This window comes from Ruegeria sp. AB7, assembly GCF_056542625.1.
Genome location: NZ_JBQGAC010000011.1, coordinates 1 through 21487, shown reverse-complemented (window position 1 = coordinate 21487; position 21487 = coordinate 1). Strand labels below are relative to the sequence as shown.

Genomic DNA, 21487 nt, shown 5'->3' with positions numbered 1-21487 from the left:
ATGAGTGATGTTTCATTTGTCCGCACGGAAATGTTGCCGGAACAGGCACCACCCGCCTCCGAGGTCGGTGTACTGGGCTGGATCAAGCATAACCTGTTTTCAAGCTGGCTGAACGCCATCCTGACGATCGTCTCGCTGGTGTTCATCTACTATGTGCTCTCCAACATCCTGTCCTGGACGTTCGAATCCGTTTGGAACGCCAATTCGCTGTCGGAATGTCGAGAGATCATGATGGCGACCTGGGGCGATACGCATGGTCATGCCTGCTGGGGTGTGATCAAGGACCGGTGGCTACAGCTGCTCTATGGGTTCTATCCGCCGTATCCGGCCCATCCGGACGCGACGTGGTCTAACCCGCCCGAAACTGGCGGCTGGCCGGCCTATTTCCGACCGAACCTGACCTTCATCCTGTTGTTGGTTGCTATTGCGCCGGTGTTGTTCACCAAGGTGCCGCGTAAGCTGTTGATTGTAACGGCGGCTTATCCGTTCCTGCTGCCTTGGCTGATGTGGGGTGGGTCGATCTGGGGGCCGCTCATGGTCGCCGCCGGATTTGCCATCGGGTATTTCGCGTACAAGTTTGCGCTTCCGGTTGCCGGGTCTCTTGCCGCGATTATCCTTGCGATTGCGCTGCCCATACTATGGTGGCTGTTTGCTGCCGGTTCCGTGGCTGACGCAATCAATGCAATCATTCCGATCGGTATCGCGCCGGTGGAAAGCCGCGACTTTGGTGGCTTTATGCTAGCGATCCTGTTGGGTGTCGTGGCCATTGGTGTTTCGCTGCCTATCGGTATCGTGCTGGCGCTGGGTCGTCAGTCCGATCTGATGATCGTCAAATACCTGTGCGTGGGCTTTATCGAGTTCATTCGGGGCGTGCCGCTGATTACCCTGCTGTTTGTGGCATCGCTTTTGCTGAACCTGTTCCTGCCGCCGGGCACTAATTTTGACATCATCCTGCGGGTGATGATCATGATGACCCTGTTCTCGGCCGCCTATATGGCCGAGGTGATCCGGGGTGGTCTGGCTGCCCTGCCGCGTGGTCAGTACGAAGGCGCAGACAGTCTGGGCCTGAACTACTGGCAGGCGCAGCGGCTGATCATCATGCCACAGGCGCTGAAAATCTCGATCCCGGGCATCGTGAGCACGTTCATCGGTATTTTCAAGGATACGACTTTGGTCTCGATCATCGGTCTGTTCGACGTGATTGGCCTGACCAACGGCATCCGCGCCGATACCGCCTGGAACGGCGTCTACTGGGAACTGTTTGCCTTTATCGGCGTTCTGTTCTTCGTGGTTTGCTTCTCCATGTCCCGTTATTCCATGTACCTGGAGCGCAAGCTTCAGACTGGCCACCGTTAAGGAGTTCAACACATGTCTGAACTTGCAATTGAACGCGAAATCGACCGCTCCAAAATGCAGGTGAGCGACGAAATCGCCATCGAAATCACCAATATGAACAAGTGGTACGGGGCCTTCCACGTGCTGCGCGATATCAATCTGACCGTCAATCAGGGCGAGCGGATCGTGATCGCGGGGCCGTCGGGGTCGGGCAAGTCTACCCTGATCCGCTGCCTGAACGCGCTGGAGGAACACCAGCAGGGCACGATCATTGTGGATGGGACCGAGCTGTCGAATGACCTGAAAAACATCGACAAGATCCGGTCCGAGGTTGGCATGGTGTTCCAGCACTTCAACCTGTTCCCGCACCTGACCATTCTGGAAAACTGCACGCTGGCCCCGATCTGGGTGCGCAAAACGCCCAAGAAAGAGGCCGAAGAGCGCGCGATGCACTTCCTGGAAAAGGTGAAGATCCCTGAGCAGGCCGACAAGTATCCCGGTCAGCTTTCGGGTGGCCAGCAGCAGCGTGTGGCGATTGCCCGCTCGCTGTGCATGATGCCACGGATCATGCTGTTCGATGAACCGACATCGGCGCTGGACCCCGAGATGATCAAAGAGGTGCTCGACACCATGATCGAACTGGCCGAGGAAGGCATGACGATGCTGTGTGTGACCCACGAGATGGGCTTTGCCCGCCAGGTCGCCAACCGCGTGATCTTTATGGATGCCGGTCAGATTGTGGAGCAGAACGAACCGGAAGAGTTCTTCAACAACCCGCAGAGCGAACGGACCAAGTTGTTCCTCAGCCAGATTCTGGGACACTAAATTCGGATCAGAAAACCAAGAAGGCGGGGTGTCGACCTCGCCTTTTTCTATTCCAGCAGCTCGCGTGGGATCGTGAAGCCCAGAACCTCACCCTGATGCCATTCGAGCGCATTCCAGTCGGGGATATCGAACCGGACTACAGTCGTTGCACAAGTCGGATAGTCGTAGAATCTCGAATGATCGGGCTGGTTGCGTACCAGCCGATTTGCAAATGCAGCGATGCCGGGATTATGCCCCAGCATGAGTACGGTATTGCCGGTGGCTGTGGCCAATTCGGCGAACATCTCATCGGGGCCTGTCAGATACAAGGCGGGGGTAAAGCGGAATTCCGGGGTGCTCAGCCCCAATCTGTCCCACGTTTCCCGGGTGCGTTTGGCGCTTGAGCAGATAACGTCATCCGGCAGCCAGCCATTGCTTTGCAGCCACGCCCCAATCGCGGGGGCCGATTTGCGTCCTCGATTGTTCAACGGGCGGTCGTGATCTTCGGCAAAGGGATCGCCCCAACTGGACTTGGCATGGCGCATTAGGATCAGTGTGCGGGTCATGATCGGTGAAATGCTTTCATGTGATGCGCAGATTGCTCTGGCTGGCGCTCTGCGCCGGCGCTGAGAGGGCAGGCGAGCCGGGCGAGGCAGCCTTTGTTCATGCAGCTGTGTCCCGCCTTGGTATCGAGATGATCATGACAGGCTGCCACGTCATAGAAGCTGTGGGTGTTCAATGCCCCAACCGGACAGGTTGTTGCACAAGGCGCGGGGCATTCTGTGCAGGGTGACGATTGAGACACGGATGGAATTGAGAACTCATCCGCAAAATGCAACGCACCACGGAATGATATCATCATCCCTACCGTATCGTGCACCAGGGCCCCGACTGGACTGCTGAAGGTGCGACCGGACTTAAGTGCCCAGTCAATGAAGGGTGCGTATGGTGGGCCGCCGAACGGATAGTAGGCGGTGCCCCTCATGTCCTGCGCAAGCTGGCCGATCACCCGTCTGGACCAGCGATCAACCGGGTCGGGTTGGCCATCCTGCCACTCAGCCGAGGCCTTCAGAGCAGGCCAGAATGCCCCCGCAGCCCCCAGAAGGATTAGGGTTCCGTCATTAAGTTGCTTTGCTTCACTGGGCCTTGGATGAAGTGCACCCATAACTATCAGCCCAACCTGAGTGGCTGCTCGTTCGACATTGGCGTAGGTCATCAACGGCGGAAGGGCAGAGCCAGGCTCCAGCCCAGTTTTGTTGGTCGATCGTCCTGCCATTCCAATCCCACGCTCATTTGTTCGTGCCCGTCCCGAGGTTGTGCAATGTAAGTCCCCAGCATTCGGTCCCAGATAGACAGTGCAAAGCCATAATTGCTGTCATGCTCTGTTCGGAATACCGAATGATGTACGCGATGCATATCGGGTGTCACAAGAATCCTACGTACCACAGCGTCAACGGCAAGGGGGAGCTTCAAGTTTGAATGATTGAACAACGCTGTGCCATTAAGAAGGATCTCGAACAGGATCACAGCCAGGGCGCTGGCGCCGAGCAGATAGATTAGCCCGATTTTCAGGATCATGGACAACGCGATTTCAACAGGGTGAAAGCGGACTGCAGTAGTGACGTCCATGTCTCGGTCGGCGTGATGCACACGATGTAGCCGCCAAAGGATTGGTACCTTGTGGGTAATCAGATGCTGTAGCCAGATTGCAAAGTCCAGAATCAGCACACATAGAATAAGCTCAACCCACCCTGGCCAGGCGAGCCAATTAAAAACGCCCAATCCATTTTTCCCGGCATCAATGGCAGCGCCAACTGCCAATAAGGGCAACCCAATCGCCATAGTCCTGAGCATCAGTGTGTTCAAAACAGTGATTGATAGATTGGTTAGCCACCGATTTTTTCGCGGACAGGTTCGTAAGCGTTTTGGCGCAATTGTCTCTGCCGCCGCAAACACAACAAACAGGATCAAAAACACGCTTAGGCGAAATAGGGGCTCGTTCTCCATACATTCACAATCGAGCATGTTAATGCCCGGTGCAAGATGTTGAAGATCACTATGGCGTTAATCAGGACGGATCAAGGATCCGGCACCGTGTTCCGTAAACAGTTCGAGCAACACCGCATTTGGCGCGCGCCCGTCCAGAATAACGACCGCCCGAACGCCATTATGCAGCGCGTCCAGCGCAGTTTCGGTTTTTGGAATCATCCCACCCGCAATAGTGCCTTCACGCGTCATCTCACGAATCTGGCCGGCTTTGAGCTCGGTCACGACATCGCCCGCTGCGTTCTTGACGCCCGCTACATCGGTCAGCAGCAGCAGGCGGTCTGCCTTAAGAGCTGAGGCGATCGCCCCGGCTGCAGTGTCGCCATTCACATTGAAGGTTTCGCCATTCCGACCTGCGCCCAGCGGCGCGATCACAGGGATAACATCATGCGCAAACAGGTCATGCAGGATTTTGGGGTTCATCTCGGACGGTGTGCCGACAAACCCGAGCGAGGCGTCGGTCTGTTCGCACATCATCAAATGGGCATCCTTGCCCGACAGACCCACAGCCATGCCACCCTGCGCATTGATCGCCTGCACGATCCGCTTGTTCACAAGGCCCGACAGGACCATTTCGACCACTTCGACTGTGGCTTTGTCCGTCACGCGTTTACCACCCACAAACTCGGACTGGATGTCCAGTTTGTCGAGCATCGCATTGATCATTGGGCCACCGCCGTGCACGACGACCGGGTTTACGCCAACCTGACGCATAAGCACCACATCGCGCGCAAAGCTTTCCATGGCTTCGTCGCTGCCCATGGCGTGGCCACCTAGCTTGATGACGACAATCGCACCGTCGTATCGCTGCAGATAGGGCAGGGCGCTGTTCAATGTGGCGGCGGTGGCGATCCAATCCCGGTTCATATCTCGTGTCTTCATGGCTGAGTGTCCCTCTGGGACCCTGTGTTAGGGTGTTTGGAGGATGGTGCCAAGACCGGATCGCGGAAACAGCCAATCTGTGCGGGCCGTACCCGATGGGCGCAGCCCGGCTTCCTTAGCTCATGACTTGTATATTGCTGAACAGCGTCACTCCAGATGCGCAATGATCGAACGCAGGGTCGGAATGCCGTCGCCCTTCTCGGATGAGGTCAACACGATCTCGGGGAAGGCCGCAGGATGTTTCGAAAGCGCGGCGCGTACCTGGTCCAGCACTTTTTCCCGGTCTTTTGCTTTGACCTTGTCGGCCTTTGTCAGAACGCACTGAAAGGTCACTGCGCTGGTATCCAGCAGCTTCATGATCTCGGCGTCCACAGGTTTCACCCCGTGGCGCGAGTCGATCAGGACGAAGGCACGGCGCAGGGTCTGACGTCCACTCAGATACTGTTTCAGCAGACGTTGCCATTTTTCCACGACCTTCACCGGCGCGTTCGCATACCCGTACCCAGGCAGGTCGACCAAATAGAGTTCAGGCCCTTGCGTGAAAAAGTTGATTTCTTGAGTGCGCCCCGGCGTGTTCGAGGCACGTGCTAACCCCTTGGTGCCCGTTAGCGCGTTGATCAAGCTGGATTTACCGACATTCGAACGCCCGGCGAAACATACCTCCAACCGATCGGGGGCAGGCAGGCCATCCATCGCAACGACGCCTTTGACGAATTCGGATGGCCCGGCAAACAGCTTTCGACCGGTTTCCGTTGCGAATTCATCTGGAGTTTCAGCTAGTGGAAAGGGAAGTGTGGTCATAGAACCTGAACCTCGTCACCGGTGTGAATGGTGCCGCCTTCCAGAACTTCGGCATAAACGCCAAAATCCTGATGATCCCAGCTGCTCAGCGCACCCAGTGTGTCGGCATCCCGCTCACCCGTTTCAGGGTTGGCGGTTGTCGCCAAACACCGCGTGATGCGTTCGCGCACATGAAAAACGGCCTTGCCGATCCGGATGTCGCGGCCAATCCAGTCGAGCTCATTCCACAGCGGCAGGCCATCGAACCAGATATTTCCACGCCAGCGAGCGATAGAAAGATCCCTGCCTAGCTTCTGCTCGACCGCCCGATGCGACGACATGTTGCACAAACTGATCGAAGGAAAATCGCTGTCCGTCATGCCGCGATTAGCGGCGCGGACAATGCGGGCAGACGCAGCGCGATCTGCAGGCATCAGTGGTTTGACCCAGTCCAGAAAGGTGTCCTGATGCGCGTCGGGCTCAAAGCTTAGATCGGGGCGATTGGGATGGCTCAGCGTGACCGAGTCGCCTTGCAGCTGCGCCGAGATTGCCATCAACTGAGGGGCCTTCGCGCCTCGGCTGAAATTGGCGCAGGGTGCCCATTCCGATCCATCCGCTTTCGACGCCTCATGTGCAACCGCCCAAACACGATCCCCGGGCATGGTATGCCCGGGGATCATGGTAACGTGATCAAGGCGTTCACGCCCGTGACTTTTGATCGGGTGCCGCCAAATGCTGGTGACCGAACCGCTCATTTGTCGTCCGTCTTTGGCGTTCGTTTGAAGCCTGATTTGATGTTGCCGAATACATCGGGCGTATAGCCCTGGCTCCGCATGATCAGGTATTGCTGGGTAAATGTGATCGTGTTGTTCGCGATCCAGTAGACCACCAAACCGCTGGCAAATCCGCCCAGCATGAACATGAAAACCCATGGCATCCAGGCAAAGATCATCGCCTGTGTTGCATCGGTCGGTGCCGGGTTCAGTTTCTGCTGCAGCCACATCGAGATACCCAGCAGCAGTGGCAGGATACCGATAAAGATCAGCGCCATGAAGCTTTCAGGCTGCGGTGCCGCCCAAGGCAGCCAACCAAAGAAGTTGAAGATTGAGGTCGGATCCGGAGCGCTGAGGTCCTGGAACGGGCCAAACCATGGGGCTTGACGCAGTTCGATGGTGACAAAAATCACCTTGTACAGCGAGAAGAAGATGGGGATCTGCATCAGGATCGGCAAACAGCCTGCGGCCGGGTTAACCTTTTCCTTCTTGTACAGCTCCATCATGCCTTGCTGCATCTTCTGGCGGTCATCCCCTGCGGCCTCTTTCAAGGCCTCCATCTGGGGCTGCAATTCCTTCATCTTGGCCATCGAAACGTAGGATTTGAACGCCAGCGGGAACAGGATCGCCTTGATGATCAGGGTCAGGCCGATGATGGACCAGCCCATGTTGCCGATCAGCAGGTTGATGTTGTGCAGCAGCCAGAAGATCGGCTTGGTCAGGAAGAAGAACCAGCCCCAGTCGATGCTGTCGATGAACTTCTGCACACCTTCGGCCTGGTATTCCCGAATGGCTTCCCATTCCTTGGCACCAGCGAACAGGCGTGTGGTCACTTTAGCAGTCTCACCCGGCGCTACGGTCAGCGTCGGCAGCACCGTTTCGGTTTGATAGATTTTGCGGCGCGAGTCATATTTTGCGGCTGCTTTGAAGGTCGAGCCCGGCTCTGGGATCAGCGTGGTCATCCAGTAGTGATCCGTGAAGCCGATCCAGCCATCTTCCTTGACCTGATAGACCTCGGCCTGCGCCCGTTCGTTCGGGTCGATGTCAAAATCGCGGACATCACCATAGTCAACTTCTGACAGCGTGCCGTCCGCCATGCCGATCACACCCTCATGCAGGATGAAGAAGTTTTTCAGGCCCGGAAGGTCGCCATCTTCACCAATACCGTGGCGTGCAAGAATGCCATAGGGGGCCATGCCCACCTCGGATTGGGTCGCGTTTTCAACCGATTGGGTAACTGTGAACATGTAGTCCTGGTCGACCGCGATGGTGCGGCGGAAAGTCAGGCCATTGCCATTGTCCCAGGCCAGCGTGATGGGGTTGTCTACGCCAAGCGTCTCACCCTCTTCCAATGTCCAGAGCGTGTTGGGGCCCGGGACATCCGCACCTGCAACTCCTGTACCCGGTGCCCAGCCGTAAAGGGCATAATAAGCCGATTCCGAACCAACCGGAGACAGCAGCTCAACAATAGGCGCGCCTTCTTCGATCGAGACTTTATAATCTTTCAGAAACAGCTCATCGATCCGCCCGCCGGACAGGGACAGGCTGCCTTTCAGACGGGGGGTGTCGATGTTGACGCGAGGGGCTTGTTCCTCTGGCAGTGTTTCCTCGGCGGTCGCTGTGGCTTCACCCACGGTGCTGGTTGCGCTGGGTGTTTGCACCTCGTCGCCTTCCAGATCTGCAATTTCTGCAGCGTCCTGCGTCGTGGTTGATTCCGGCGGTGGGAACAGCACGAACCAGACAAGGATCACCAGAAAGCTGAGCGCGGTTGCAAGGATGAGATTTTTGTTCTGATCGTCCATCGGGGACAGCCACCTTGAGCAGTGAAACACACCCGGTGGGTTCAACAGAGTGCAGCCCCAAAGGTCAAGCGGAATCGCCCATCAAATCGCTCCGGCGCTGGATTTGGCGCACCGTAATTGCAGATTTCATCCCATTTTGCGACCGATCTTGGATGCACCCCTGATCTTGGCACGATGCGCCGCGATCCAATCCAGGGTCTGCTCAAATGGCATTGGCTTTGCAATTCCGAACCCCTGAACGTGGTTACTGCCCAATTGCGCCATCAACGCGTGTTCGCCGGGCGTTTCCACACCTTCAGCGAGCGTTTCGAGATTCAGGCGTTCAGCCATGGTCAGAATGGCGCTGACCAGTTGCTGCTGGCTGGGATCCTGATCGGATTTGGTGACAAACGTCCGATCAATCTTGATCCGCGAGACGTCAAACCGCTTGATAGAGGCGATCGAGGCATGTCCGGTGCCAAAGTCATCCAGGTCGATACAACATCCAAGCGCAGCCATGCCAGTTACATTCCGCGTGATCACGTCATCCGGCCTGCGCGAGAACACGGTTTCCAGAATCTCAACCGCCAGCCGATCCGGTGTCAGATCAAACTGATCCAACTCCCATTTCAGGCGGTCGATCAGACCCGGATTGCGCAACTCATCGGATGAGAAATTGATACCGATCCGGGGCACAACGCATGCTGCACGATCCCAAGCTTGCATCGCTTCAAAAGCATGGTGACGCATGATTTGGCCTAGCCGCTCCATCAGTTCGGCTTGCTCGGCGAAGGGCAGGAATACCTGCGGACTGAGAACACCTTTTATTGGATGCTCCCACCTTGCCAAAGCCTCGAAACCTGTGATGTTCCCATTATCCGTTGAAACCTGAGGCTGAAACCAGGGCCGAATCTCTCCATTGTCTAATGCCGCCTCGAACTCTTTTCTCAAATTGGCTCGGACCAGGGATCGCCGACGGGTCGCGGTTGAATAGGCGCGTATGGTCGAGGGACCGCTTCTTTGCGCCTCGGACAGTGCAGCGGTGGCGGCGCCAATCCACTCATCAGCCTCGACCTGTCGCAGGTCTGAATGCAGGCAGAACCCGATCGAGCAGGATTGGTAAACTCCTGTGCCATTCAACAAAAGCGGCTCTTCGACTGCGCTTTGGATGCGGCCAGACATTTGAATGCAGGCTTCCAGATCAAGATGTGGGGAGGGATGCAGGCCAATGAGAAACCGGTTCTGATCGATCTGCGAAAAGATGTCCTGGTTTCGGATGATCGACAGGATACGATCACTGAATTGCTGCTTTACATGAGTGGCGGCAGCCTGACCGTGCAGATCCTGAAGCTCGGCATAGCCGTCCAAAGCAATTGCGATACAGGCGGCATTCTCACCTGATTTGCTGACCGATTCACTCAACGCCTCCAACTCTGATTGGAATACGTCATATGGAACCAGGCCGCTGGGGCGCATACCTGAACTGCGGGCTGTATAAGAACGGCTTCCCCAATTTCCGATGACGGCAAAAGCAAGGGGCAAACCCAACGCCGTGGTAACAAGCGCACGTTCACCGCCCAACCAGAAGGCGGCTAAACACGCCGCGGGAATAAATGCCAGAACCTGCGGTCCGGTGAGAAATATCCGCAGCGTTTCGGAACAACGGTCGACAAAGAGGAATTTCCGCATAGGTTTTACGGCCTTCAGCTTGGGCTAGGATCGCGCAAGCCAACCGTAGGAAATCAATCTGAGTCAGGCGTTAACGTAACTGGGGAATATCGTCTGAATTTTCGTCTTTTTGAATCGGATCGATCGAAAGATTTGCGAAATCAAACAGTTTTGGGTCCAGAAGATGCGAAGGCCGCGCATTGGTCAATGCCCGAAACATCACTTGTCGCCGGCCGGGGCTGTTCTTTTCCCACAGATCGAGGATCTGCTTGACCTGTTGGCGCTGCAGCCCGTCCTGACTGCCGCACAGATCGCAGGGTATGATGGGATAGTTCATCGCCTTGGCGAATTTCTCGCAATCCGCCTCGGCCACATGGGCCAGCGGGCGATAGACGAACAGATCACCTTCTTCATTCACCAGTTTTGGTGGCATGGTTGCAAGACGACCGCCATGGAACAGGTTCATGAAAAAGGTTTCAAGGATGTCATCGCGGTGATGGCCAAGCACAACTGCGGAACAACCTTCCTCGCGCGCGATACGATAGAGGTTGCCCCGACGCAGGCGTGAACACAGCGCACAATAGGTGCGGCCCTGCGGAACTTTGTCCATCACAACGGAATAGGTGTCCTGATACTCAATCCGATGTGGCACCCCCATACGGTCTAGGAATTCTGGCAGGACTGTTGCCGGGAACCCCGGTTGCCCCTGATCCAGATTGCAGGCCAGAAGATCCACGGGCAGCAGACCGCGCCATTTCAGTTCGTAGAGCACCGCCAGAAGGGTATAGCTGTCCTTGCCGCCCGACAGGCAGACCAACCAGCGGGGTGTTTTACTTTCGGCGGTGCGGTCCACCATGCCGTACTGCTCAATGGCCTCGCGCGTCTGGCGCACGATGCGCTTGCGCAGCTTCTTGAACTCGGTGGTTGAAGGCGCACCGGCAAAAAGCGGATGGATATCGTCGGCTTCATCAAACATGGGCTGGGCCTATCGCAGTTGGGTGAACCGGGCAAGGGTCAGGGTCGTTCGTCGTCGGGCACAGGGTCATAGCCATCGCCACCCCACGGATGGCAGCGCCCGATCCGGCGCGCCGCCAGCCATGCGCCCTTGATGGCGCCGTGTTTATCAAGCGCTTCCAGTGCATAGGCGGAACAAGTCGGCTGATAGCGGCAGTTAAATCCAACCCAGGGGCTGAAGATCAACCGGTAGACCCGGACGGGCAGGGCGAGGAGATGGGCAAAGAGGGTCATTTGCCACCCCCGTGTATTTTGCGCAGCGCATAGCGCAAATCGTCTTTAAGCGCATCAAAGGGCCGTGCAGCGGTAACCTCGGCGCGGCCGATCAACACGTAGTCCCAGCCCGCATGCCCATGAATAGGTAATACGGCTCGCGCGGCTTCACGCAGGCGGCGTTTGGCGCGGTTGCGGGCGACGGCATTGCCGACCTTCTTTGAGCAGGTGAACCCGATGCGAATGCCCGCAGCCTCATCAGCGCCACGTTTACGCGCCTGCACCATCATCGATGCAGTGCCTTGCCGTTTGGCCCGCGCGGCTTTCAGAAAGTCCGAGCGATTCTGCAGTACGGTCAATGATTCAGATGCGCAAACGGACGCCGCCGGGGGCATCACCCTCGGCTGGTTGTTACCATCCTCAGGGGCCTCCGGCGGCGTCATGTTCATAACCTGAAAGGTCGAGCGGCTTATGCGCTCAGCGACTTGCGGCCGCGTGCGCGACGTGCGTTCAGGATTTTGCGGCCGGCTTTGGTAGCCATGCGCGCGCGGAAACCGTGGCGGCGTTTGCGAACCAGGTTCGAAGGCTGATAGGTGCGTTTCATCGCTCCGTCTCCAATCTATAGCGGTGGGTGCGGCGCGGATTCGCCTAGCCCTAGTGTTCGAAGCCCGTCCTCTACTGGGTAGCGGGGGGTAAGTCAAACCCCTAGGTGGGGGTTTTGGTGCGTTTTGCAACAAATCTGTAATCTGCCCGGGCAAAAGATTTCAAAAACCGGGTTCAGAGCGCGTATCCCTCACATTAAGTGCCATAAACATCAAGGCCCCGTGAGGCCTCTGTTGCAGCGCGCGCGGGCGGCGCATGTTGTGGGCAAGATGAATGAACAAGAACCTGCTACCCAGATGAACGAAACCACCAAGATCCCGCGCAACGGGCTGGCACGTCATATCCCTTTGGCGGTGATTCTCGCCGTTGCCGCCGTGGGGTTCTTTGCGCTGGGCGACTATCTGACCTTTGAAACCCTGCGCGACAATCGCGAGGCTTTGCTGGCCTGGCGCGATTCAAACTACTGGGCGATGGCTGCGGCTTTCGTGGGGATTTACATCATTATTGTTGCCTTCTCGCTGCCTGGCGCTGCGGTTGCTTCGATGACCGGTGGGTTCCTGTTCGGGTTGCTTGCAGGAACGGCTTTTAATGTTTTTGCCGCAACCATAGGCGCTTCGACGATCTTTCTAGCCGCACGCTGGGGTTTGGGTGAATCTCTGACCGCCAAGCTTGAAGCCTCGGAAGGGACGGTCAAGAAACTGAAGGACGGGCTGCGTGAGAATGAAATCTCGGTTTTGTTCCTGCTGCGTCTTGTACCTGTGGTGCCCTTCTTCGTTGCCAATCTGGTGCCCGCATTGGTTGGGGTAAAGTTCCGAAACTTCCTGATTACGACGGCGCTGGGCATCATCCCTGGTGGGATTGTCTATACCTGGATCGGTGTTGGGCTGGGTGGTGTCTTTGATCGCGGCGAAACCCCGGATGTCTCGCTGTTATGGGAACCCTTCGTGATCGGGCCAATTATTGGCTTGTGCGCGCTGGCAGCGCTGCCGATTGTCATCAAATCCCTCCGTGGTCGAAAGGGTTCCTGATCCATGCAAGAGTTGAAAACCGATATCCTGGTGATCGGGGCCGGGTCAGGCGGGTTGTCTGTAGCCGCAGGGGCCAGCCAGATGGGTGCGGATGTCATCCTGCTGGAAGGCCACAAGATGGGTGGGGATTGCCTGAACTTCGGCTGTGTCCCATCCAAAGCTCTGATTGCCAGCGGCAAGGCTGCATATGCTCAGGCCCACGCGTCGGCTTTTGGCGTCGCGGATGCGATGCCACAAGTGGATTACGCAGCTGCCAAGGATCATGTGCAGAGTGTTATCGCCCAGATCGAACCCATGGACAGTCAGGAGCGTTTTGAAGGCTTTGGCGTCAAGGTAATCCGGGAGTACGGCCGATTCATCTCACCCACGCAGGTACAGGCCGGAGATCACCTGATCACCGCCCGACGCGTCGTGGTGGCCACAGGTTCATCGCCCTTGGTGCCGCCGCTGCCCGGGCTGGATCAAGTGCCGTATTACACCAACGAGACCATATTTGACCTGCGCGATAAGCCCGAGCACCTGCTGATCATCGGCGGAGGTCCCATCGGCATGGAAATGGCGCAGGCGCATATCCGGCTGGGCTGCAAAGTGACCGTGATCGAGGGCCTTAGTGCGCTGGGCAAAGACGACCCTGAAGCTGCAGCCGTCGTGCTGGATAGTCTTCGGACTGAAGGTGTCGAAATCCATGAAAACGCCATGGTGTCCCAGATCCGAGAAAATGCAGGCACCATTGAGGTGGTCACTGAGAATGATGAGGTCTACGCGGGCTCTCATCTGTTGCTGGCCGTCGGACGCAAGGCCAATATCGACCGTCTGAACCTCGGCGCTGCCGGGATCGACAGCACGCGGGCAGGCATCAAGGTGGACGACTCTTTACGCACGAGCAATCGCAAGGTCTATGCCATTGGTGATGTTGCAGGTGGGCTGCAATTTACCCATGTCGCCGGATATCATGCGGGGATCATCATCCGCTCTGCCTTATTTGGGCTTCCGTCGAAAGCGAAGACCGCTCATATCCCATGGGCCACCTATACAGATCCCGAACTGGCACAGGTCGGCCTGACCGAGGCACAAGCCCGTGAACAGCATGGCGACGCGGTGGAGGTTGCCCGGTTCGACTATCACCACAATGACCGCGCAGTTTCCGAGCGCAAGACCAAGGGGTTCATCAAGGTGATGGTCGTAAAGGGCCGACCTGTGGGCGCGACAATCGTCGGATATCAGGCCGGAGAATTGATCAACTTGTGGTCGCTGGCGCTGGTCAATAATCTCAAGATGGGTCAGATCGCAACGATGGTTTCGCCTTACCCAACGGTCGGAGAGCTTAACAAACGTGTGGCAGGAGCCTATTTCTCTCCAAGGCTGTTTGAGAATCAAATGGTTAAACGAGTGGTCAGGTTCGTCCAGCGCTGGATTCCCTGACCCAAGGAGGAGCGCAAAGTGAACTCGCTGTCGGGCCGATTTCTGATCCTGACGACGGTCTTCGTCATGTTGGCCGAAGTACTGATCTTTGTGCCCTCGATCGCGCGTTTCCGTGAAGATTTTCTGCTGAACCGGCTGGAACGCGCCCAGATCGCCTCGCTTGCTTTGTTGGCCGACGATATGCTGGCTGATGAGCTTGAAGCGGAATTGCTGTCAAATGCGGGGGTCTATAACGTCGTATTGCGCCGCGACGAGGTGCGTCAGCTCATGCTGTCTTCACCGATCCCGACCCAGATCACCAAGACCTTTGATTTGCGTAATGCCAGCGCTTGGGTGCTGATCCGTGATGCGGTCTCGCGGCTGTTCATCCCCGAAAACGAAGTTATCCGTGTGATCGGCGCACCGGTCAAAGACGCAGGACTGTTGATCGAAGTGACAATGGACAGTGAGCCCTTGCGCATGGCCATGACGGATTATGGGCTCCGCATCCTTGGGCTGTCCTTTGTGATCTCAATCATAACGGCCTCGTTCCTGTTTCTGGCTGTGCGCGTGGTACTGGTGCGTCCGATCAAAAGCGTTGTTGGCTACATGCAGCGCTATGCCAGCGCACCTGAGGATGCGCGCGGCATCATCTCCCCCAATTCCAAGGTGACCGAACTGCGCGAGGCCGAAGAGGCCCTGCAGATGCTTCAAACCGATCTGACCCAGGCCCTGAAACAACGTGAACGTCTGGCCCAGTTGGGCGGGGCGGTGGCTAAGGTCAGCCACGATCTGCGCAACATTCTGACCTCTGCTCAGCTGTTTACCGATCGAATTGAAGCAAGCAATGACCCCCTGGTGGCGCGAATGGCACCCAAACTTGTCAATTCGATCACGCGGGCGGTTTCTTTGTGCGAAAGCACCTTGGCGTTCGGACGCGCCGAAGAACCAGCCCCAACCCTGACCATGGTTCGCTTGCGGGACGTTACCGCAGATGTTGTCGCCAGCGAGCAACTCGCCATTGCCGATGCCTGCGTTGAGATTGTGAACGACGTACCCGAAGATCTTGTTATCCGTGCCGACCCGGAACAGATTTTCAGGGTTGTCATGAATCTTGTGCGCAATGCCCGGCAAGCACTTCTGGTCTCGGGTAAGGCGGGGCGCGTAACGGTGTCTGCATCTGAGCTTGAAGCCGACTGGTGCATCGAAATCAGCGATACGGGTCCAGGCCTGCCTCCTAAGGCCCGAGAGAATCTGTTTACACCATTTCAGGGTGGTGTTCGCAAAGGCGGCTCGGGACTTGGGCTTGCGATTTCGCAAGAATTGGTGCGGGGTCACGGCGGAGACCTGTTTCTGAAAGACACAGGGCCTGATGGAACCACCTTTGAAATAAGGCTTCCACGCGGTGATATGACTTTTTGAAGTTTTTTTGAAGAATCGACTTGCGCGCCCTCGGCCTCAGGTCTAAATAGCGCCTCACCAACGCGGACCGATAGCTCAGCTGGATAGAGTACTTGACTACGAATCAAGGGGTCGGGGGTTCGAATCCTCCTCGGTCCGCCACCAACCCCCACCACCCGTCTCTGGCGTCAGGCTGACTGACAACCCCCCGAAATAGGCCGGCTTTTTGGCCTCAATCCGTTGTTCCCTGTTAACAACTCCCCCTAAACTCGGAGACACGCCCGCCATTTTAACGGCCTGTCTCCGCTCGTTTGATGCAAGGTCCGGTTTGGGCATTATCAGGGAATTTTTTGCCAATTCAGGCAAATAACAGGTGGATTCCGCGGCGATCGACCCTTGAAGTTTCGAATTTTTTATAAAATTCAGCTGGTTAGAAGCCACTCACCCGCAGGTCCTGATAACTCTAATAACAGGTAGGTTTGAGCCTGTTTACAGGGCGTTTGGCGCGTGTTTTGGAGCGATCGAGGCCCTGAAAAGGGGTTTTTGGCCATTTTTACGGGTTGCGCATGCGCGGCCTTATTCGATCAAGTATTGCGCCAGCAGCTGCTTTTGGTCTGCCCAGCTCAAGGGCATCTCGAAACTCAGTAGACGCGCCAGCGTGAGCTTTGCAATGTGCCGTCCTTCGAAGATCGCCTTTTGCAGCTCCGGTGCCAGAAAGGCAAGGCGGATCAGCTTTCGTCGGTAGCGGTCTTTGGGGGCATCTTCACACCAGGGCATGCCTTTACTGTCGCGCTCCAACATTGCATGCGCATCCCGAAGGGCTTTGACGAGAACCGGATCCGGGCGGCTGACAGGCGTGTCGCCGGGGCTGATCTGCGGCGCACCACCTTTGCTACCCACGCAGATGGGTAATGCCTCGTGACACGCTGAACACTGTTCGCGAGGCAGAACCTTTGATGTGGTCTCGTAGGGTTCGGGATGATGACCGAAGTTGAAATATCCCAGATGGCCCGTTTCCGCAGGAAACCGTTGAACGTCTTTCACCAACATGGCCAACCCGTTGTAGTGGCTCTCTGTCAACACTTCGCCAGCGTCGGCTGGCTTCGTAGCCGTGAACTCTTTTACGATCTGCGTGCCATTGGGCCAGGTTCCGGTGGCCATGTATATGGCAAATGCCATGGGTTCGACATAGGTGTCGATGTATTCGCTGGTTGGTATCGGAAGGTCGTCAATAATGTTGATTTCGCCCTGCGGTATCAAGGTCGTACCAACATTTACCCATTGTCTGTGATCCAAAGGCCGGTTTACGGTTCCATCAGCATTAAAGGATACTGGTAATTGGATCGACTCTTCGGCCATTGATACAACACCAATGCAGGTCAGAGCGGCTGCGCCAGCAACAAGCTTTTTCATAACAATTCTCCGGCTTAGGTGGCTAACCCGGCCACGATGGTCAGTGGCCGGGAGCGTCGATGTGCGAGGTTGGAGTTAGTTTGTGGACAGGATGTATGGGAACTCAGCCGTGTAGCGGTGGCTGTCATCGGCGTTGTCATCGACCGGCACACCCATCATAAGCTGCAACACAGTGTTCATCGCATCATCTTGCAGCGCGCGGCCGTTCAGATCGTCGACGGCGTAACTAGCCTCTGATCCCGGGCGATAGGTGATCACGTCCGGCATGACCATATCCGCGACTTTCTCCGCGTAGTCCACACCGTTGCCAACATCTGCTTTGGATGCAGAAACCGCCCAAAACACGTTGTTTACGATTGCTTGGCGGCGTTCTTCCACGTCAAGATCCGGTCGGTGTTGCTCATGATCTTCCTGAACCGCTGGTGTGTCAGACAGGAATACGTACGGGAACAGCACGTTGGCATGTCGATCAACCTGGCTCCATTCGCCCTTGTGCGGAACTGCCGTTGTCGTGAAAACCTTGATCTCATCGCTCAGCATTGAGTTCGGGATATCAATGACAATAAAGCTGGAAGTTGCACCCAGGAACAAATCTCCGTCTTCTTGAAAGATTTTCGGCGAAAACGTTCCGCCCTGCTTAGCGGCATTGAACTTGGCCAAACCGACGCCATTGCCAAAGAACGGTTCTTCACCGCGCCCGGCCCAGACCCGAATGTCACCAGGCAGCGTTAGTAAATCGCCGACGTTCCCTTCGCCGAAAGTCTCCCCCTTTTCGCCAATCTCTGCATTAGGGGAGCCGATCTTGTGAGCTTCGATACTGTCGCCGTCGAAGGTAAATGCAAATGTCATGCCGGTTTCAAAGCTGTCATCCTGCGCAATATGGATATTGTAGATGCCCTCATTGCCGAACGTGACTCCGGCAGGAGAGTCCGTTGAACCCGGCGTGCTTGGGTTTGCGGAGGAAATGATGGTGGTGTAGCCATCGTTACTGGATTGAAAGACATAGGTGTCGTTCAGGTCGTATTCCGGGTATTGCCCTTGCAACCCTGAGATAAAGTGCCCTGATGCCAGCGCCATTCCGGTAACGCTTGCCACCGCCAGAGATGCTGTTGAAAAAGTCAGATAAGCAGACCTGGATACATGTTTCATTTTGGTTCTCCCGTGTGATTTTGAAGACTTTGATGCCTGGCATGCCTCAATGCCGCACATGGATTTCTGGGCGCGACGTTATGACTGGGGCAGCTCGTCAATTGGCACGAAGCGAATGGCCGAAGACTTTATGCAGTAGATCAGCCCGGTGGGTTCCGGCCCGTCCAGGAGCAGATACCCGATGTGCCGGTTTGTTGCCTTGGAACGCAGCAAGATGCGTATCGCACCATGTTCGCGTTCGTTGATTTCCACGATTTTTTCTTCCGCTATCGGTCGTAAGAAGCTTGGCCATCCGTTTCCGGCATCATATTTGTCGTATGACGCGAACAAAGGTTCCCGGCTGGTGGCTTCAACATAGATGCCGACCTCCCAGTGATCCCAAAACTCGTTTTCGAACGCGGCTTCTGTTTCCTCAACCGGCAACGGACTCCCTCCTGCACTTGAGGCTCTAGGCGTGCCTCAAACCCGCGAACACGTCGCCGTTTTGGATCGCAAGATGAGAAATAGGCTAAAACCTGAAACCTGACCGAAGCGTCTCGCTACAAGTCAATGAAGGTTGCATTTACTGCAAGTTCCGCGTCGGTTTCGGCTACCCATTAGCAGATGTGTATTACGATCCTCCTTGAGCCTTACACAGACGCAAGCGTCTGTTGTTGGGCGGATCGTATGTCGCGGTTAATTTGAACGGAAATATCGAGTTGATCGAAGACGATAGGCAACGCTTATGGTCATAGGCGGCGATGTGGGGTGATCTGTCGATAGGCTTGGGCACTCGATTGGCCGTAAGGAGGTCAATCGGCTGGCTGGTACTCCGGCCATTCATGCGCTTCTGCCAGTTTTGCAAGCGCCTTCAGAGCAGGCGTTGGTGTCGATTGTCCCACAGTGGCAAAGGAGACCTTTCTTGACAGCGTCGGTTCGACAATTGGTCGATGCTCCAATTCGGGACGCAAAAGCGAATATCGGGGGATGCAGCAGACCCCCACACCATCCCTGACCAGACCCTGTATCCAATCCTCTCGTTGACTTCTGAAAGCAACTTCAAGCTCAAGGTCAAGTTCCCGGTAATATTCCAGAACTTCTTCGCGGAACTCGCAGTGAAGCCGCTCGACATATTGCTGCTTGGCAATGTCACGCAAAGGCACTGTGTCCAGTTTGGAAAACGGATGATCAGACGGAAACGCAATGACCATCGGCTCCTCGAACAGCTCAACATAGTCCAATTGCGGATGGGGAGGGCCATGTCGGGCGCAGAAGGCCCCATCCAGAGCGCCGGACAACAACAAATCGGGGATGGATGCAGGTGCTACGTCATGCAGCAAAATGGAGACCATCGGATATGTGACGCGAAACTCATCCAACATCGGGGCGAGTACACCAGGACCGACCGTACACATCAATCCAATATTAAGCTCAGCGATTTCCCCAGCATTCACTGCCTTGGCAGTTGCTCGAACCATATGCCGGGTTCGGTCAATCTGTTCAAAATGCGCCCGTAATGATCTGCCAAGCTCGGTCAGTTCATTCTCGCGACCATCTCGGTGGATCAACTCCCCACCTAGCTCGGTTTCCAAACGTTTGATGGCCTGCGTCAACGCCGGTTGTGACACAAAGCATTGCTCGGCCGCTCGCGTAAAGTTCAGCGTATCAGCGAGTGCCAAAAAGTATCGTATTTGATTGAAATCCATGATGTCCGAACTCCCCCGTTTGGCCGTCAAATGTCACGCAGAAGCCATTCGATGGCAAGACACCGCTATGATGTGGCGGGCCCATCTCCTTTGCGTCAAGTCTCCCGATACTCGCTTACAGGCAAAATTCAGAGCTCCCGTTGAGAAATTTATTCGCGCCCGATAAGCGGAGCCTATCGTCTTCAATCAAATCGTTATTTCAAAACGGGTTGCCAAAAAACTAATCTTCCTCGGAAACAAGTAGGCGTGTTGTAGTGGGCATCGGCGGGTCTGCCAGATGCTCAATACAAACAGTTGAAAGTAAGCCAAAAGAACGAACAGGAGTAAAAAAATGATGGTACGGCACTCTATGGCGTTCTTAATGGGTGTGATCTTCATGCTTTCGTCATCACAGCACGCAAATGCGGAAGAAGCCAATTGGGGCTACGTCGGTGACACTGGCCCTGAACATTGGGGAGAATTAAGCCCGGCGCTGAGTATTTGCTCTGAGGGTCACGAACAATCGCCAATCGATATCAAGACATCAATGACCGTCAAGGCTGAGCCGCCAGTATTGGTACTGCACTGGCAGGCGTTCGCTCCTGCTATCATGAATAGCGGGCATTCTCTGGAAGTCAGCACTCAAGGCCAAGCTGGTAGCGTGGCCATTGAAAATCGGAAGTACCAATTTGTCCAATTCCATTTCCACCACGGCTCTGAACACCTTATTAACGGTAAGCAGGCAGATGCGGAGATCCATTTCGTACACCAATCCGACGAAGGCGATTTGCTCGTGGTTGCCGTGCTGATGGAAACCGGCGCCTCGAATGCTCAAATGGATAACCTGCTAAACTATATTCCGGCCAAGGGGCAATTCGTGAGGCCAGAAACAATGATTTCTCCGGAAAATCTATTGCCAAGCCGCCACGCTGGTTACAGATACAAAGGCTCTCTGACCACGCCGGGATGCTTTGAAATTATCACATGGCACGTTGTAAACGACATGGTTACGTTGTCAGCAGAGCAACTCCAAGCGTTGCGCTCAACATTTCCTTCCAACGTGCGTCCCGTTCAGGAGATAGGACGCAGATATATTCTGGCCACTGACTAAGCCGTTGGCAGATAAAGCGTCCATTCGTCCCAACGCAATGAATGGTAGCATTGTCCGCGAGGCAGCCTTTTGTACTCGTTCCACTGAATGGCCACTACTCAACCAGAGATCGCTTCACATAAAACCGCTTCAGCGATGTTCGCGGTTTGTTATGGTTAGCACTTTCAAGTTTTGGTTGTTCTAAGCGACCAGTAGGCCGACATTGTGTTGGATGTATCTTGATATCCTCTTGGCGCAACAATGCACCAATTCGTCGCCTTCGCTCGAATGTCGGCAATTTCGCTAGCACTTGGATTCGAATCGAGCTTTCAGCGTAGGCGCTTAATTTTGCCGGTCATTCGCAAGCCGTCGCGAATGTTCAGTCCCATCATAGTGAGGTTGGTAGCCCCGGCGATCAACTCAATTACCTGAACCGTGTAAA

22 protein-coding genes and 1 tRNA gene are annotated in these 21487 nt (G+C 55.7%); 7 read left to right on the top strand and 16 right to left on the bottom strand.

All coding sequences use genetic code 11. From position 1 onward, the window contains the following. Nucleotides 1–1356, top strand: a complete 1356-nt coding sequence (locus ACR0EN_RS20000; protein WP_170819032.1) for an amino acid ABC transporter permease — start codon at nt 1–3, stop codon at nt 1354–1356. Between the two features lie 12 nt (nt 1357–1368). Further along, entirely contained in the window at nt 1369–2160 is a 792-nt protein-coding gene (locus ACR0EN_RS19995) for an amino acid ABC transporter ATP-binding protein (protein WP_304621965.1), read from the top strand. A 47-nt stretch (nt 2161–2207) separates the two neighbouring features. Here ACR0EN_RS19995 and ACR0EN_RS19990 read toward each other — a convergent pair whose 3' ends face one another. The 12 genes from ACR0EN_RS19990 to rpmH all read right to left on the bottom strand — a co-directional run bounded on the left by ACR0EN_RS19990 (nt 2208) and on the right by rpmH (nt 11900). Further along, nucleotides 2208–2705 carry a histidine phosphatase family protein gene (locus ACR0EN_RS19990; protein WP_170733979.1) on the bottom strand — a complete coding sequence of 166 codons (498 nt, stop codon included), beginning with the start codon at nt 2703–2705 and terminating at the stop codon, nt 2208–2210. After that, complete coding sequence (locus tag ACR0EN_RS19985) at nt 2702–3355, bottom strand: ferredoxin (protein WP_170597772.1); 654 nt, start codon at nt 3353–3355, stop codon at nt 2702–2704. Before ACR0EN_RS19985 ends, ACR0EN_RS19990 begins: the two co-directional genes overlap by 4 nt. Further along, nucleotides 3355–4146 (bottom strand): sterol desaturase family protein, encoded by a 792-nt coding sequence (locus ACR0EN_RS19980; RefSeq protein ID WP_170508739.1) that lies wholly within the window; start codon nt 4144–4146, stop codon nt 3355–3357. Before ACR0EN_RS19980 ends, ACR0EN_RS19985 begins: the two co-directional genes overlap by 1 nt. Before the next feature lie 57 nt (nt 4147–4203). Beyond that, complete coding sequence (argB, locus tag ACR0EN_RS19975) at nt 4204–5067, bottom strand: acetylglutamate kinase (RefSeq protein ID WP_170392876.1); 864 nt, start codon at nt 5065–5067, stop codon at nt 4204–4206. A 147-nt stretch (nt 5068–5214) separates the two neighbouring features. Next, nucleotides 5215–5868 carry a ribosome biogenesis GTP-binding protein YihA/YsxC gene (gene yihA / locus ACR0EN_RS19970; RefSeq protein WP_170392875.1) on the bottom strand — a complete coding sequence of 218 codons (654 nt, stop codon included), beginning with the start codon at nt 5866–5868 and terminating at the stop codon, nt 5215–5217. Continuing rightward, nucleotides 5865–6602 carry an MOSC domain-containing protein gene (locus ACR0EN_RS19965; RefSeq protein ID WP_480562670.1) on the bottom strand — a complete coding sequence of 246 codons (738 nt, stop codon included), beginning with the start codon at nt 6600–6602 and terminating at the stop codon, nt 5865–5867. Before ACR0EN_RS19965 ends, yihA begins: the two co-directional genes overlap by 4 nt. Further along, nucleotides 6599–8422, bottom strand: a complete 1824-nt coding sequence (yidC, locus tag ACR0EN_RS19960; protein WP_480588429.1) for a membrane protein insertase YidC — start codon at nt 8420–8422, stop codon at nt 6599–6601. Before yidC ends, ACR0EN_RS19965 begins: the two co-directional genes overlap by 4 nt. A gap of 126 nt (nt 8423–8548) precedes the next feature. Next, on the bottom strand, nt 8549–10090 hold the full coding sequence (locus ACR0EN_RS19955; RefSeq protein WP_480588427.1) for a putative bifunctional diguanylate cyclase/phosphodiesterase: 1542 nt from the start codon (nt 10088–10090) through the stop codon (nt 8549–8551). Between the two features lie 70 nt (nt 10091–10160). Continuing rightward, nucleotides 10161–11045, bottom strand: coding sequence for a tRNA 2-thiocytidine(32) synthetase TtcA (ttcA, locus tag ACR0EN_RS19950; protein ID WP_480588425.1), 885 nt, complete (start codon nt 11043–11045; stop codon nt 10161–10163). Nucleotides 11046–11083: 38 nt separating this feature from the next. Continuing rightward, the gene (yidD, locus tag ACR0EN_RS19945) at nt 11084–11317 is read right to left on the bottom strand and encodes a membrane protein insertion efficiency factor YidD (RefSeq protein WP_170424577.1); all 234 of its coding nucleotides are present in this window, start codon (nt 11315–11317) and stop codon (nt 11084–11086) included. Further along, nucleotides 11314–11739 (bottom strand): ribonuclease P protein component, encoded by a 426-nt coding sequence (gene rnpA, locus ACR0EN_RS19940; protein WP_170392869.1) that lies wholly within the window; start codon nt 11737–11739, stop codon nt 11314–11316. The genes yidD and rnpA overlap by 4 nt, the downstream gene beginning before the upstream one ends. Nucleotides 11740–11765: 26 nt before the next feature. Further along, nucleotides 11766–11900 carry a 50S ribosomal protein L34 gene (gene rpmH, locus ACR0EN_RS19935; protein ID WP_005980833.1) on the bottom strand — a complete coding sequence of 45 codons (135 nt, stop codon included), beginning with the start codon at nt 11898–11900 and terminating at the stop codon, nt 11766–11768. 295 nt (nt 11901–12195) lie between these two features. Here rpmH and ACR0EN_RS19930 point away from each other — a divergent pair, with 295 nt between their 5' ends. The 4 genes from ACR0EN_RS19930 to ACR0EN_RS19915 all read left to right on the top strand — a co-directional run bounded on the left by ACR0EN_RS19930 (nt 12196) and on the right by ACR0EN_RS19915 (nt 15891). Beyond that, nucleotides 12196–12927 (top strand): TVP38/TMEM64 family protein, encoded by a 732-nt coding sequence (locus ACR0EN_RS19930; RefSeq protein WP_170392949.1) that lies wholly within the window; start codon nt 12196–12198, stop codon nt 12925–12927. 3 nt (nt 12928–12930) lie between these two features. Beyond that, nucleotides 12931–14349: a dihydrolipoyl dehydrogenase family protein gene (locus ACR0EN_RS19925; RefSeq protein WP_480588423.1), complete on the top strand. Its 1419-nt coding sequence runs from the start codon at nt 12931–12933 to the stop codon at nt 14347–14349. 18 nt (nt 14350–14367) lie between these two features. After that, nucleotides 14368–15750: a sensor histidine kinase gene (locus ACR0EN_RS19920; RefSeq protein ID WP_480454529.1), complete on the top strand. Its 1383-nt coding sequence runs from the start codon at nt 14368–14370 to the stop codon at nt 15748–15750. A gap of 64 nt (nt 15751–15814) precedes the next feature. Next, a tRNA-Arg gene (locus ACR0EN_RS19915) sits at nt 15815–15891 on the top strand. A gap of 414 nt (nt 15892–16305) precedes the next feature. Here the strand turns inward: ACR0EN_RS19915 and ACR0EN_RS19910 are convergent. The 4 genes from ACR0EN_RS19910 to ACR0EN_RS19895 all read right to left on the bottom strand — a co-directional run bounded on the left by ACR0EN_RS19910 (nt 16306) and on the right by ACR0EN_RS19895 (nt 19976). Then, on the bottom strand, nt 16306–17142 hold the full coding sequence (locus tag ACR0EN_RS19910) for a cytochrome P460 family protein (protein WP_480588421.1): 837 nt from the start codon (nt 17140–17142) through the stop codon (nt 16306–16308). A 75-nt stretch (nt 17143–17217) separates the two neighbouring features. Further along, nucleotides 17218–18291, bottom strand: a complete 1074-nt coding sequence (locus tag ACR0EN_RS19905) for a DUF4331 family protein (protein WP_480588419.1) — start codon at nt 18289–18291, stop codon at nt 17218–17220. Nucleotides 18292–18369: 78 nt separating this feature from the next. Continuing rightward, nucleotides 18370–18714, bottom strand: coding sequence for a peptide-methionine (R)-S-oxide reductase MsrB (gene msrB / locus ACR0EN_RS19900; protein WP_170819004.1), 345 nt, complete (start codon nt 18712–18714; stop codon nt 18370–18372). A 368-nt stretch (nt 18715–19082) separates the two neighbouring features. After that, the gene (locus tag ACR0EN_RS19895) at nt 19083–19976 is read right to left on the bottom strand and encodes a LysR family transcriptional regulator (protein WP_170819003.1); all 894 of its coding nucleotides are present in this window, start codon (nt 19974–19976) and stop codon (nt 19083–19085) included. A 331-nt stretch (nt 19977–20307) separates the two neighbouring features. On the opposite strand from ACR0EN_RS19895, the gene ACR0EN_RS19890 reads away from it, so the two are divergent. Further along, nucleotides 20308–21066 carry a carbonic anhydrase family protein gene (locus ACR0EN_RS19890; protein ID WP_170819002.1) on the top strand — a complete coding sequence of 253 codons (759 nt, stop codon included), beginning with the start codon at nt 20308–20310 and terminating at the stop codon, nt 21064–21066. Nucleotides 21067–21487: the final 421 nt, after the last annotated feature.